Genomic DNA, 13,227 nt, shown 5'->3' with positions numbered 1-13,227 from the left:
TATAGTACTGGCAGAAACCATACATAAAGAAGGAGATCACAATGAATACAATCGGAAAAATTATACAGGACCGGCGTAAAGAACTTAAGCTTCGACAGCCTGATATCACGAAGCAATTAGAACAGTTTGGATACTTTATCAATCCTGCAGCCGTCAGCTCCTGGGAGCGGAATGTTACCCAGCCAAATGCCACACAGCTGCTGGCACTCTGCAAGATTCTTGGCATTACCAATATTTATGATACCTTTATCGGGGAATATACGCCGGATGATCCGTTTAGTGAATTGAATGAAGAAGGGATCAAAAAAGCAAAAGAATACATAGCACTGCTGGTCAAATCCGGCGATTACGCAAGAGAAGACCGCTCTGTGCTTCCGTCCTGCCGGGAGATCCGCTTATATGATCTTCCTGCTTCTGCAGGCACCGGAGCTTTTCTGGACAGTGATAATTATGAGATGATCGAGGTTGGAAATGAAGTTGCCCCGGAAGCTGATTTCGGAGTCCGCATTCAGGGTGACAGTATGGAGCCGCAGTATATCGACGGTCAGATCGTATGGGTACAGCAGACGGAAGAAATTGCTCCCGGCGAGATCGGCATCTTTTATCTGGACGGAAATGCCTATTGCAAAAAACTGAACTGCGGCGGAGAAGGTTTCTCCCTTGTCTCCTTAAATCCAAAATATGATCCGATCCGGATCCGAAAAGAGAACAGTTTTAAGATATTTGGCAGAGTGGTATGCTGATCGTCCCTTTTATGGGACAGCATATTTGATATGCTATAGATGGTGCCTGAGGAAAGAAATTTGCCGGATTTTCTCTCCCCGGCACATATTTCACAGAAATGATTTCAGATTTTAATATACTTTGGAGGGATTTCAATGTTGACAAACAATATCTCAGAAATACGCCGTGAAAAGAATATCAGCCAGGATGACCTTGCGGCAGCACTCGGCGTGTGCCGCAAAAGCATCTTTAACATTGAACACAATACGGTTGTTCCGGGCATCGATCTCTGCCTGCGGATGGCGAAATATCTCGATATGACCGTGGAGGAGTGGTTCATCATTCAAGATAGCTAACTCCAGACTATATCACAATGCCATGACAGTGATCAATCTCATGCTGAATGATCTGTGCTACATTGCCGGAATACTTACCGTGCTTTTTCTTAAAATTCTCATCAAGATAATCTACTTCGATCTCCCGGTATCTTGTGCAGGGACGAACTCCCATTAAGGACAGGCAACCCTCTTCTGTCTGATATGCACCGTTTTTCTTTGTTATCACCGGATTGATCATCGCAAATTGGAATGGTCCCGTTGCAACTACGATGATATTCTTCTTCACCCTGATCATATTTGCAGCCATGCCAACACACCGATCCAAATTATCTCTCAGTGTATCAAGCAAGTCAGTCACAATCTGTTTATCTGCTTCTGTTGCATCCACTGATTTCTGCGCTAAAAACAGTGGATCGTGTATAACCTTCTTTACCATTACTTCCATCCTTTCCATACCTTTGTGTATTTTTTTATCAGTATTCTTAAGCGATTTACTAATTTTATGTCTGATTTATTATCAAAGCCTATTTTATTCAGCCATATATCTTATATAATTTGTCATTTAATTCGCTCACATTTTAATTTTAATTTATTATCTGGGTATACTTGCCACACTGTAACAAGCTCCTCCAAATCTTCCAAAACTTTATACATTATCGCTTTGTCTTTTCTGCTCCGTCCAATAGCAGTTTTTACTCTCTTTTCATTAATTTTCTGCACAGTTTCAATGATTCTGTTTTTATTTTCAACCGAACAATTCATTCCCAAAAATATACTTGATAATTCCAAATCAAACTCACTTGTATTATGTAAACTCCCCTTTTCTTTTTTATATGTATCAAACATTTCTTTTTCAATTGCCCTATGATTTCTAGTTACTATTCTATATTCTTTTTCATATTTCCAGACACTATCTTTCATATACATAATGCCCATACATGAATGCATTATTTTTCTTTGCATGCCATCCATTCCCATATTTTTGGTCATTTGCTCTAATACTAAATCTTTATTTTTCAACCACTGCTTCAATTCCCTAGTACAGCATTGCCTCCGTGCAACATATGTAACAGGAAAAATCTGGTCCTTCCAATTATTTGTAATTTTATATTGTAAGCACATTCCTGTATGAGATTCAGCATAATGAGACCACATCAGCTTATCGTTCCATGTACCACTTAAGCAAATTATCTCATTTCGAGCTAACACATCATCATAAAAACCTTTAATGTCTTTGGAATTTTGATCAGCATAAAGCATTTTAAATTCAAATGGATCATTTAAAAACTCTGCTCTTGATGCCCAAATCTTTTCTTCCCTAATTGTTCGAATTCTTTTCTGTGTCATTTTATTCGAACCTATCGGCTGATACTTGTAGAGTGAATCTGGTATAAATTGATTCTTGTAGGCATTTGCCTCTCTTTCATCCTTCTGAATCAATTCTAAATACTTAGCATATTCAAATTTCATCATCAGTTCCATCCTTTCCAGACATCTGGCTGATAACCGAGTGTTGACTGCTTTCCATTTCTAACTACCGGTGTTTTGATCACCTGCGGATTTTCAAGTACCTTTGCCAGTTTATCCTCATCGACTATGTACTTAATTAAAGCCAGCAATTCCTTGTCTTTGCCATCCCAGTTGATCATGTTATCCAGACCACCATTCGCCTGTGCAACCGAATTGAACTCGCCTTTACTCATACCTTTTACATTCATATCAATAAATTGATACTTAATGCCACGCTCCTTGAAAAAACGCTCTGCTTTCTTGGTATCATTACACTTCTTTGTTCCAAATATCTGTATATTCATAATCAATATTCCTTTGCTATATCTTCCTCTATTCTATACATTACCTTAAAAGATTCGAGATCTGCCGGACTTTTTATCAGCATCACTTCTTCTATCTTACCGGTATGTATATTTTTAAATCCTGCAACCTGCTCACCATTACAAATGCTTGCTTTGATCACAGGTTTCAGATTTTTCTTATCATAGGTCTTTACATCAGTTTTCTTCTTGAATAGTCCCATGTTACTCGCCTTCCTCCGACTGTGCCATCAGCACAAGCTTCCCAAATGACTGTGCAAATCGCTCATCATCTTCATATCTACATTGTTACCTCTCAAGTTCTTTCTGTTTCCATACACAACACCATATAACCATATTAACATAAGCCTCATACATTCTCAATTTAGAAATAACTCTTCAAAGACAATTTGAAATATCTTTAACAAATTAAAATAGACGCAAGACTTCTCCTGCGCCCCTTTCTTCTTACAATCAGTTCTCCACCCGTATTCTCCCCTCCAGCAGTATCTCCGCCCGATCCATAGCCAGCAGATACTGATTATTTACAATATGATAAAATAAGCTCTCTATGTCTTCATCATTTTCTTTTTTCGCCTTTTGGTAATACTCGTGCGAATTGTTCATAATGACCTCATACACATTGTCCATCTTATGGAACAAACCATCGGAGTGTCCCATACTGGTCAGGCTGACTAACACCCTGTCCATATCATTGATCGCATCCTCTGCCTCAATCAGCAGTGTCATATCCTTCTTCGTCATTGTATTATCTCCCTTCTCTTTCTGCTAAGTTTAATCTCTGCCTCAATCCTTGGCTCTGTCTCAGAGTATAAACACCGAAACACAAGACCATTGTTTCTTACAGGCTTTCTACAAAAATCTACTTTTCTTGCTGCTCAAACAGCTTCGGTGTCAGTCCGTTCTCGTCCATGATCTTCTTTAACTGTCTTTCGTCGGTTATGGTTGAGATCATGTAGCTCCTCGGCTTTGGTTCATCGAAACCGGTGATAATAAGATAATAGGTGCCGTCTGCTTTCACCAGTGTTCTTCCGTGATAATCATAATTGCGGCATTCCTCCGCTTTGATACCCATATGTTTACACATCCTGGCAAGGAGTACACGGCTTGCATAGCAGTCCCCGCCACCGGCAAATAACAACAGCCTCCAGTCCGCTTGATTATACTCATAGCTTGTGGTGGCTCCTATGTACCATGCGGCTTTTTCCATCTTTTCCCGTTCAGTCATCGCTCCGGTAATATACTTCGCTTCAAACTCTGACAAAAGCCGTTCAACATACCCGTCCGATTCACCGTACAGCTTAACCTCTGCTGTCACTTTCTGCCCATCCTCCAATGTTGCTTCCGCGGTTGCAGCCACCCCAGAGTCATTCCCTGCCGGTTCCATAATGCCTTTTACCACACCATCATCCGATATTGAAAAATATCCTGCATTTTCTCCGGTCAGCCTCCAGCGATCCACTTCTCGCTTCGTTCCATTCACCTTGAATTGAAATTCGTACTGATGCGTTGCGTCGCATGGTACATAGCTTTTATACTTATCTTCAATATAGTAAAGTGCCACACTCCGGGCATTCATGACCGGAGATTCCGTATTGGACGGATTACTGCGCTTTCTCGACTTTGATTTTACCGTGATCCGGCATTTCTTTGTCTTTCCTTTATATTTTGCAATAATATATGCCTTGCCGGGCTTTATCGCCTTGATTTTAACCGACTTTTTCCCTGCCTTTACGATTTTTACTACAAATTTCTTACTGCTTTTCCATCTGACCTTTGCTTTCCTTGGTAGATGTTTCACCGACACTTTACAGGTATGTCCTGCCTGTAATGACTTTGCCGCCGACGATAACTTCCAAACAGATCTCGCATCGGCTGTCTTCGGTACACATAACATAAGGACACAGACCAGTATAATTCCTGTTATTTGTTTTCTGCTCATAGTTCACCCCTCCTCTCTAGCATTCATACACTTCACTTATCCGATGATATGTGTGAAACAGAAATAGGTTGCTGAAAATGTATGTCTGTTAAATACTACTTCTCCTCCGGGAATGGGACATATTGTGACAGATTGCTTACCTTGTGTTCGATCTCCAACCGGTACAACATCAGCCGGAGTAAATAGTCTGGTATTTCCCTTTTCTCGGTAAACCATCCCTCTACCGTCCGCAATGGAATCCCGAAATATCTGGCAAATTCCTTCTGCGTCATTCCTGCCTGCTCCTTCGCTGCATTTAAGATTTCCCGTTGTGTCATATACATCAGCCCTTTCCACCACTCAATGAATGGTTCTTGTTGTTTCCAATTTACCACACAATGAGTGGTTTATCAATCAAAAAAAGATAGCAAAACAACCTAATGCTATGCTATCTTTCCACCCTATTTATTATTGCTCTCATAACCGGTAACAACTCACTTTTTAATCATATCCACAACCACCTTAAGCTTATCATTAAAGTTACTTGTCATATTTCTGCATAAATTTTTTGGTGACTCACAACCAAAAGCTCTATCATATAATACGGTGGATATTATATCGGCTTGATGTGCTTCTGGAATAATTCCGTCATCATTTAGCTGAATGCTATCCAACGAAATTGTCCCAATAGTAAGAATCCTTCGCAATGTAGTTTTATTTAGAAGAACAAAACTGGCTTGTTTTCGTCCAATCGCTAAATCCAATGCCGTATCATTAACCTTTATTGTATCAATTATTTTTTCCTCATCAATATTATTTTTACTAATATACTCTTCGTATATCAGCACCATTTTTTCATACATACTATTTGTATCAGCACCATCCATCATTCTCACCGTTCCCTTCCTATCGTATATATCATCATTAAATATGTACATTGTCATCTCCCCTGAAATGATCGAGTAACAGAAAGAGCGTTTTCAATATTCTCAAAAACTATTTCTTCACCTCCTGCATGTTGAAAAATATCCAGAACACAATCAGCAGACTTTCGACATCGAGTTTTCTTTGCCAAATATTCATCGCCAATCATCCATTCTGTATCTTCATCTGCCTCAACAAATAATAAGCAAAGATTATTCTTATATATATTTTTTAATTTTTCTGCCATCTCGTAGTCATTAATCCTGACTACTACATTTTTTGTGGCAGACTGCGATAATGCTAAGTTCAAATTTTCGTATGTTGTTCCCCACCAATTATCGCCTATTTTATAATAATCAAAAAACATGTTGTTAGCAATCATGTATTTCAATTTGTCCTTCGAAACAAAATCATACATTTCTTCATTTTCATCCAGACGTTTTTTTCTACATGTTGTGTTCTTAGGATAAGCGCATGCAAAATTTGCTACAATCTGCTCCAATATCTTATTAGCCTTGTTTCCATGTACTCCAACTACAACAATAATTTTTTTATCTTCTTTTAGATTTTCAACACCCATTGCACACACCTTTTTCTATTAACTATCACGCAGTAGATTTCTAAAATACTGCTGCACACTTTTCCACAATTCTTTGTCTGTCCCAGCAACATTCAGATTTGTGTTATTTTGCTCATTAAATAATATTGCAATCTGCCGCAATTTAGAAAAATCAGGCGTTTCCCCCAATAAACTCGCAAATTCAATACGTCTTTTTTCATCTTGTAGTTCCTGAAATGCTTCCATATAAATGCCTCCCTTTTTCATGCTTAGTGATTTTATTATTTCTTCAATACTACCATTTTCGATTATGATCTGCAATTAGATTTCTGTCAAAGCCTACTTTGTCCCTTCATTGCTTCCACTGCACCAATATCCATTATTGTCATAGAAGCCATCATATACTGATATAATACTAATAAATCTTTTGCATAATCCATTTTGCGCAGTATCAATTTATCCATAGTAAATTCTCCTCCCAATATTTATGTTATCTACAATATCGATTCCAATGCATCTAATAAATTTTCTAACACGGTATCTGGATCATCTGTGCAGATCTTAAATGATGTAGCATTCCTGTGTCCACCTCCTCCTGCTATAAAACTTGACAAAAATTCATTTATGTCATGTTCTTTTGACCGCATGGAACACTTGTAGAGTCCATTCTCTTCTGGGAAAAGCACAAATGCTATTTTTACACCTTCCAATTCTCTTAACAAATCTGGCAATTTATGCAAATCATGATATGTATAATTTCTTTTACACATTTCATCCTGTTTCATATAAACATATGTAACATCTCCATTAGAAGCACTTTTCACTTTGTCAATTAGCGAATTTTGTCTCCTCAATTCATCCATAGTACTTGACATCGTTGCTCTTACCACCTTTTTGTGTTTCACTCCCAAAGAAAGTAAGTGACTTGCAATATCAAATGTAATTTTGTCGCTTCTCTTAAAACAACCTGTGTCAGTTACAATGCCCAAATACAAATATTGAGCAATCATAAATACTGTCTCTGTTTTTGCACCTTTCTCTAACAATTCATCCCAATCAATAATGGTCCTATGTCAAGATTTAGTACAAGTTAAAATGAGTTTTTCTCATTCTAACCTGCCAGCAATTCCAAAGTTGCCTGTTGATACAATCCTTCAAAATCATCGGGTGACATATAATCGCAATGACTATGAATTCGTTTGGTATTATAAAACGTTTCCAAGTATTCAAATACCAGGCGGTATGCATGTTTGTAATTGCTGATCTTAAAGCGGTTCAGCCATTCCCGTTTTATCAGCGAATGAAAGGATTCGATACAGGCATTATCCCAAGGAAAAGCTTTCTTGGAATAGCTTCGATTCATTTTTGCTGTTGCCTGTTTATATTCTTTCGATACATACTGGCTGCCTCTGTCACTGTGGATGATCAAAGGTAATTCGGTGCTGCGTTTTGCTTTTGCTTTGTTTATAGTTTCAATCACACAGGATGTTTCCAATGTTTTGGAAAGCGTCCATGCAATGATCTTTCTTGAATACAGATCCATAATGCTGGTCAGATATACAAAACCTTCCATCGTCCAGATATATGTGATATCTGAACACCAGACTGCATTTGGACGTTCAGGATTAAACTGCTCATCAAGGATATTTTGCAATTCATTACTGAAATCGGAATCCTTGGTTGTTACTGTCCATGGACGGATCCATTGGGCTTTGATGCCCATTTGTTTCATGTATTTACCGACAGTTTTTTCAGAAATGTTTTCCCCTGTTTTACGTAATTCCCTTGTGATCTTAGGGGCACCATAATTCTGATGAGAATTGTCATAAATCTTTTTGATCTTGTCCTTGAGCAGTTTCCTGCGTTTGGCAGTATCGGATGGTATATGCCGTTTCCATGCGGCATACCCTGACCGTGAAACGCCTAAATATTTTAACATTCCGGAAACAGAAACCCGGCGTCCTGCTTTTTTTGCGTTTTCTGCTTTAACGGTAACTTCGAGATAAACAGCTTCCGTTATTCGCCCAGAATGTTTATGGCTTTTTTTAGCACATCAAGCGCGTCCTTGGCATCACGCAATTCTCTCTTCAGACGGGCGATCTCTTTTGCCTCATCCGAAGAATAATTGCCGGATCCACGGCATTTCAGATCACCGGATTCCCGCAGCTCCTTCTGCCATCTGGACAGAGACTGCTGGCTGATGCCTAGATTTGATGCACAGCCGACCAATCCCAGTTCACGGTGATCATGATAGTACTGGACGGCATCCAGTTTAAACTGTTTGTCAAAATGTTTTGCCATGATAAATTCCTCCTTCAGTACGATACTTTTATTGTATCACTAATCGACGGAATGAAAAGCTCTCACTTTGACTTGTACTATTTATATTCTAACACCATAATTGAATAAATGTTTTCGGCACAAGCTTCTCGAAACTCGATATAATTTACATCTGCATACTCTTCATTTTGTAGATGATGATCAATTTGTATTGTGTCCTTTGCACTCACAAATAAAGAATTGCCAGCAATTCTCTCTTCCGTTGCTGTATCTACAGCGATTGCAATATATTCTTTATCTAATGTGGGGAAAGTAAATACATCCTTGAATATCTCATCTTCTAAGACGATTTTCCCAACACCTCTTTCTACCTCTGATAAATACGGAATCACCTTAATATTGGGATAAATCTCATTTAGATAATGCGATAAAGATAATACCGATCCTGCCGCATCTCCATCCGCATTTACATGAGAAAGCACAACAACAGTATCAATATCATTTTCACCTAACATTTGATCAAGGTGCTTTCTGAAACTTTTACAATCAAGTTTATCCATAGAATACCTCCTTCTTCTTTCCTGGCTTGTTTACAATATCTAATGTAAAACATTTTACTATATTTTCCCATTAATCATATTTAAGTCCACTTTAATTAAATCACTTTTCCTTGAAACTATGTTATTTTATATTCCATCCCCCTTCGCACAATCTCTTACTCATTCAATAGTTCTTTTATTATTCGTTCAGCAAACGCATTTGCATCTTTTTCTATAGGCTGATTTTTATAAGCTTCTACCCCAAACTTATCCACATTCTTATAGTGCTCGAAGTTGTCAATCCATGATTGAAGCTTTCGAAAATAATAAAGATCTGAGCCTTCGTTATTATTAATATTAGAAGTATATATGGAACAGCACACATACTGATAGTGGTGATATGTCTCATGGAGCACGGTAGTCGCTAAATCATGTGATGCACCTTTGTCCAAAAGATTGGACGAAATAAAAACGAATTCCGGCATTGTATTTTCAAAACGTCCCCATGTATCTTCATCCCATGTGAAAGCTTGCCGAACCGTCACATTACAACATCCCAAATATTTCTGCGTCGTATAATCTGCAAGGTTTTGAAGTAATACCAGTTTTTTCTTTTTTGATAAATTTCCCCAGTTTTTTTCATCAAAACTTCGAACCAATTTTGCCTTATTCAAAACAGTTTTTTCTTGGTTAATTTTATGCACAGAGGTTACTGCTTCTTTCTGCGGAAGAATGGTTTCACAAACAAAAAGATTTATAATTATCAGAAAACCAACACAACTTATCACTTTAATAATTTTATTGACATATAATAATCGGTAAAAACGTGATCGTTTTCCTCCGCATGTCATCATCTTTTTTGCATTTGCTATACCTAATAGAATGATATACGCCGTCGAGCATAAGCTTAAAACTATTGTTATAATATTTCTTTGGCAGCAGTAGAAAAGCACTAAAATCAAAGTCAGTGGAACCATTCCTAAGCAGATAAAATCACTCGAGTCATTTTGTATACGGATTCCATTTTTATGTAACCAACACGCATAAACAACTAACACAATCATTGCTAAAACCCAAAAAACAAGAATGGAACTTCTGCTAGTGAGCAATATATTGAATCTTTCAAAATATAAAACACCATCATTTAGGAATATACAAATCCAAAAAAAAGCCAACAATTGTATAAACACATAATCTTTAATATGTTGTTGATTTTCTAATATATACCTATATATTGATTTCAGCATATTATCAATCCTCCATAGTAGTTTCATTTACAACTTTCTCATCCAAACATTTCTTTTTTTCATTTCTTCTTCGAAAGTCGTGGTTCCTCTCAAGAAGTTTCGTATATCGATCAAATCCTCTATCAAATCGTATGTACGCTTAATAATATTATCCAATTTATCAGTTGAATGCTGTGGACAAAAACTTGGAAAATTAATGACCGCAAGCACGCCAAGATTGTATATAGCACAAACTGATTCTGAAAAATATGATGTATTTATTTGGTTCAATAAGGAATACAACGCATCCATTTTCTTAGGATCCTCATAAAATGGCAAGCGTTCTTCCAAATATATCTCTACACTCAAGGATGTTTCGTTGCCATGATGAAGCATATCAAAACATGCAGAAATATTTTTATCTATCTGCAATTTATAGATACTCTTTTTTCCAAGCATCTTAAATGAATACGGTGTATTGAATTTTTTAAGTTTTTGTCCCAACATCGCTTCCATCACTATATTGGACGCCTCAACCGAAAGATTTTTTTCAGGTTCCTTATTGTAATATAATGCGTCTATAATTTCTTCCGTTGGAGTCACACTATTTTCATCTCTATTATACTCGCAAAAAAAATCTGCAGTTACCAACTCATCAATTAAAGCCAATCTTCTGTCTATATCCGCTTTTGAAATAGAGGTTCCAGAAATATACATATCAATATCATATACCGGAAGAGGCGTATGTATATTAACATATTCGAAAATACACACGATTGCAAAGGAACTGGGATCTTCTTTTTTTAGCTGCAACGCCTTATCTAAATTCAAACGCGTAAAATATTTTTTCCCCGTATCTCTAGTACAATTTTCAATAATATCATTAGTTATTCCCCAGTATATTCCATTATTTTCTCCGTATAATGGAATTTGCTTTTTTAATAACAGAATCTGAAATTTATCTGTATCAATATAAGTAGCCTCTGAATTAGGAATGTTTTGACTATCCTTCTCCGTTGTAACCATAGGCATATACCGAAATCCTCTTTGAATCATTTCATCTACCAATACATAAGCATTGCCTCCACACGCTGAAGGTATTTCTACTAAAAGTATAATTTTATTTTTCATCCTATTCACCTATCTTTCCTGTAAAACAGTCTACCTACTCATCCTAAAGCATATCCCCACTCAGCAAATAGATCACCGAACATACTGCCCAGAGTAGTTCCTTCTTCTTCTGAGGGTTTCAACAATTCCTGCATGGTTTTTGTCCTTATATCAAATTGCTTTTTGTCTGCTAATAATGACACAAGCAACGCCGTATTTTCTGCATCAACTAACGCATCATGAGCTTTTCCCTCAAATCTCTCATCAATTGCCGACATGGCATTTTCCAGTGACAATGCAGCCTTATATCCAATTTTATCTCCAAATTCACGCTGAATATCCCTCCAGCCGTCGAATATGCAACTATAATCCTCATCAGCACACTTATCACAAATTTCCTCATATAACTGACGATAATCACTCATAGACCACGATGCTATTTGAAAATCAGTATTACCGATCCACTGAAGAAATTCCGTTAAAACCTCGTTGAACGGCTGCTCCTCTTCCAGCATGTCCGGTGCAATTCCGGTCAAATTAGAAATAAAAGCAGAAACTGTGCCATACTGCGGCTTGACAAATTTCTGAAATTTTCCGATTACATTCATATTCTCATCCAACATGATTGCACCAAATTCGATGATTTCCTGATACAAGTGCGTTCCCGTCAAGCTTCTCTGCTTTTTGTTCACTTTACAAAACTCAAAATCAACAACAACATTTTTAATATTTCTCATAATGCATTCCTCCTTCAGGGCTTGTTATACCATAACAAAAACCAATTATCTAAATTCTTGTATTATCTTGCGTCATATTACAGTTAGTCGCACAAGAACTTATCTAGTTTCTCTTGTTTCTTTACATATATAATGACACAAACAACTAGTAACTGATAATAATCAAATTGCACCATATAATAATTATGTAGAGTCTAAATACTAATTGAGATTCTATTCAATCTTTATCTCTTTCCCGCCTTCAAACAACCCAGCATAAAATACAATCCCATACACATGACTACTATCCCACCCATCGTTTCGAGTATAGCAGTTCCACCTCTTAATATGTATTTTATAGATCCATATTGATTTTCCAATATAACAGCCAACACTAGAAACATTATCACTGAACTAATTGCTGCACTTATTGCCTTTCCTAACTTACATTTGGGTAACGCATTAATCAAATAAATCAACAACCAATTATCATGTTTTAATCCTGTAAGATTTGCAGCCAACATCAACGGTGTATATGCAATGCTGCCAATTGTTATGAATGACTCTACAGCATACACACACCATTTTATAACTACGTTTTCTGAAATGCTATCCATAACAGCTCCATACATAATAATTCCAGCGAAAACCAAAATTATTCTTGAGGTTATCTTTCCAAATGCCCCCGCAGATGGAAAGCTAAGTAAATTTGAAACATAAGAGATTATCAGTGACAGTGTAACTAATTCCACAAAACTCTTTGCGAAGTCACCAGGAGCGTTCTTAACAAATGCTAATACCGAGTCATATCTTTCTAATCCTTTTATCATAGGAATTGCAGAACGAAAAACACCGTTTCCTGTTCCGTCAAAATTAAATACTGAAAGTATAACTGCATACAATATCATTGCCGTTACCGTATTTGTAATAATTGTAACTCCTTTAGCATCCTCGCCTGTAATAGTACATAAAATTCCAAACAAAACAGCAAATGCAATTATTATCCCTAAAAAATCTCCTAATAATCCTAACATATAGTTTTTCACCTCTTTCGTCTTT

Annotated in this window: 21 protein-coding genes; 2 read left to right on the top strand and 19 right to left on the bottom strand. The window is 37.0% G+C overall.

Going from position 1 to position 13,227, the window contains the following annotated elements; translation table 11 throughout:
- The first annotated feature begins 41 nt into the window (after positions 1-41).
- Entirely contained in the window at positions 42-743 is a 702-nt protein-coding gene (locus tag ACSAJE_RS11275) for an XRE family transcriptional regulator (protein ID WP_458009112.1), read from the top strand.
- A 135-nt stretch (positions 744-878) separates the two neighbouring features.
- The gene (locus ACSAJE_RS11270; protein WP_458009111.1) at positions 879-1,079 is read left to right on the top strand and encodes a helix-turn-helix transcriptional regulator; all 201 of its coding nucleotides are present in this window, start codon (positions 879-881) and stop codon (positions 1,077-1,079) included.
- A 7-nt stretch (positions 1,080-1,086) separates the two neighbouring features.
- On the opposite strand, the gene ACSAJE_RS11265 is transcribed toward ACSAJE_RS11270, so the two are convergent.
- The 19 genes from ACSAJE_RS11265 to ACSAJE_RS11175 form a co-directional block, all read right to left on the bottom strand.
- Positions 1,087-1,497 carry a peptide deformylase gene (locus ACSAJE_RS11265; RefSeq protein WP_458009110.1) on the bottom strand — a complete coding sequence of 137 codons (411 nt, stop codon included), beginning with the start codon at positions 1,495-1,497 and terminating at the stop codon, positions 1,087-1,089.
- A 122-nt stretch (positions 1,498-1,619) separates the two neighbouring features.
- Positions 1,620-2,534, bottom strand: coding sequence for a DUF2971 domain-containing protein (locus ACSAJE_RS11260; RefSeq protein ID WP_458009109.1), 915 nt, complete (start codon positions 2,532-2,534; stop codon positions 1,620-1,622).
- Positions 2,534-2,875: an arsenate reductase family protein gene (locus tag ACSAJE_RS11255; RefSeq protein WP_458009108.1), complete on the bottom strand. Its 342-nt coding sequence runs from the start codon at positions 2,873-2,875 to the stop codon at positions 2,534-2,536. The genes ACSAJE_RS11260 and ACSAJE_RS11255 overlap by 1 nt, the downstream gene beginning before the upstream one ends.
- A gap of 2 nt (positions 2,876-2,877) precedes the next feature.
- Positions 2,878-3,096 carry an aspartate dehydrogenase gene (locus ACSAJE_RS11250; protein ID WP_458009107.1) on the bottom strand — a complete coding sequence of 73 codons (219 nt, stop codon included), beginning with the start codon at positions 3,094-3,096 and terminating at the stop codon, positions 2,878-2,880.
- A 250-nt stretch (positions 3,097-3,346) separates the two neighbouring features.
- The gene (locus ACSAJE_RS11245; RefSeq protein WP_458009106.1) at positions 3,347-3,637 is read right to left on the bottom strand and encodes a hypothetical protein; all 291 of its coding nucleotides are present in this window, start codon (positions 3,635-3,637) and stop codon (positions 3,347-3,349) included.
- Between the two features lie 118 nt (positions 3,638-3,755).
- Entirely contained in the window at positions 3,756-4,835 is a 1,080-nt protein-coding gene (locus ACSAJE_RS11240) for a hypothetical protein (RefSeq protein WP_458009105.1), read from the bottom strand.
- Positions 4,836-4,930: 95 nt separating this feature from the next.
- Positions 4,931-5,158, bottom strand: coding sequence for a helix-turn-helix domain-containing protein (locus tag ACSAJE_RS11235; protein WP_458009104.1), 228 nt, complete (start codon positions 5,156-5,158; stop codon positions 4,931-4,933).
- 150 nt (positions 5,159-5,308) lie between these two features.
- Positions 5,309-5,710: a hypothetical protein gene (locus ACSAJE_RS11230; RefSeq protein WP_458009103.1), complete on the bottom strand. Its 402-nt coding sequence runs from the start codon at positions 5,708-5,710 to the stop codon at positions 5,309-5,311.
- 44 nt (positions 5,711-5,754) lie between these two features.
- On the bottom strand, positions 5,755-6,318 hold the full coding sequence (locus ACSAJE_RS11225) for a hypothetical protein (RefSeq protein WP_458009102.1): 564 nt from the start codon (positions 6,316-6,318) through the stop codon (positions 5,755-5,757).
- Between the two features lie 18 nt (positions 6,319-6,336).
- Complete coding sequence (locus ACSAJE_RS11220) at positions 6,337-6,543, bottom strand: hypothetical protein (RefSeq protein ID WP_458009101.1); 207 nt, start codon at positions 6,541-6,543, stop codon at positions 6,337-6,339.
- An 86-nt stretch (positions 6,544-6,629) separates the two neighbouring features.
- Positions 6,630-6,761, bottom strand: a complete 132-nt coding sequence (locus ACSAJE_RS11215; protein ID WP_458009100.1) for a hypothetical protein — start codon at positions 6,759-6,761, stop codon at positions 6,630-6,632.
- Between the two features lie 30 nt (positions 6,762-6,791).
- Positions 6,792-7,343, bottom strand: coding sequence for a DHH family phosphoesterase (locus tag ACSAJE_RS11210; RefSeq protein WP_458009099.1), 552 nt, complete (start codon positions 7,341-7,343; stop codon positions 6,792-6,794).
- Positions 7,344-7,408: 65 nt separating this feature from the next.
- Positions 7,409-8,317 (bottom strand): IS3 family transposase, encoded by a 909-nt coding sequence (locus ACSAJE_RS11205; RefSeq protein WP_458010071.1) that lies wholly within the window; start codon positions 8,315-8,317, stop codon positions 7,409-7,411.
- The gene (locus ACSAJE_RS11200) at positions 8,314-8,598 is read right to left on the bottom strand and encodes a transposase (RefSeq protein ID WP_337474279.1); all 285 of its coding nucleotides are present in this window, start codon (positions 8,596-8,598) and stop codon (positions 8,314-8,316) included. The genes ACSAJE_RS11205 and ACSAJE_RS11200 overlap by 4 nt, the downstream gene beginning before the upstream one ends.
- A gap of 77 nt (positions 8,599-8,675) precedes the next feature.
- Positions 8,676-9,137 carry a DHH family phosphoesterase gene (locus ACSAJE_RS11195; RefSeq protein WP_458009098.1) on the bottom strand — a complete coding sequence of 154 codons (462 nt, stop codon included), beginning with the start codon at positions 9,135-9,137 and terminating at the stop codon, positions 8,676-8,678.
- A gap of 155 nt (positions 9,138-9,292) precedes the next feature.
- Positions 9,293-10,363, bottom strand: coding sequence for a hypothetical protein (locus ACSAJE_RS11190; RefSeq protein WP_458009097.1), 1,071 nt, complete (start codon positions 10,361-10,363; stop codon positions 9,293-9,295).
- 27 nt (positions 10,364-10,390) lie between these two features.
- Positions 10,391-11,473 carry a hypothetical protein gene (locus tag ACSAJE_RS11185; RefSeq protein WP_458009096.1) on the bottom strand — a complete coding sequence of 361 codons (1,083 nt, stop codon included), beginning with the start codon at positions 11,471-11,473 and terminating at the stop codon, positions 10,391-10,393.
- 38 nt (positions 11,474-11,511) lie between these two features.
- Positions 11,512-12,189 (bottom strand): exonuclease domain-containing protein, encoded by a 678-nt coding sequence (locus ACSAJE_RS11180; RefSeq protein WP_458009095.1) that lies wholly within the window; start codon positions 12,187-12,189, stop codon positions 11,512-11,514.
- A gap of 224 nt (positions 12,190-12,413) precedes the next feature.
- Positions 12,414-13,202, bottom strand: coding sequence for a hypothetical protein (locus ACSAJE_RS11175; RefSeq protein WP_458009094.1), 789 nt, complete (start codon positions 13,200-13,202; stop codon positions 12,414-12,416).
- Between the last annotated feature and the right edge of the window lie 25 nt (positions 13,203-13,227).

Source organism: Jutongia sp. SJQ-6, from assembly GCF_054161275.1.
This window is presented reverse-complemented; position numbering and strand designations above follow the sequence as displayed.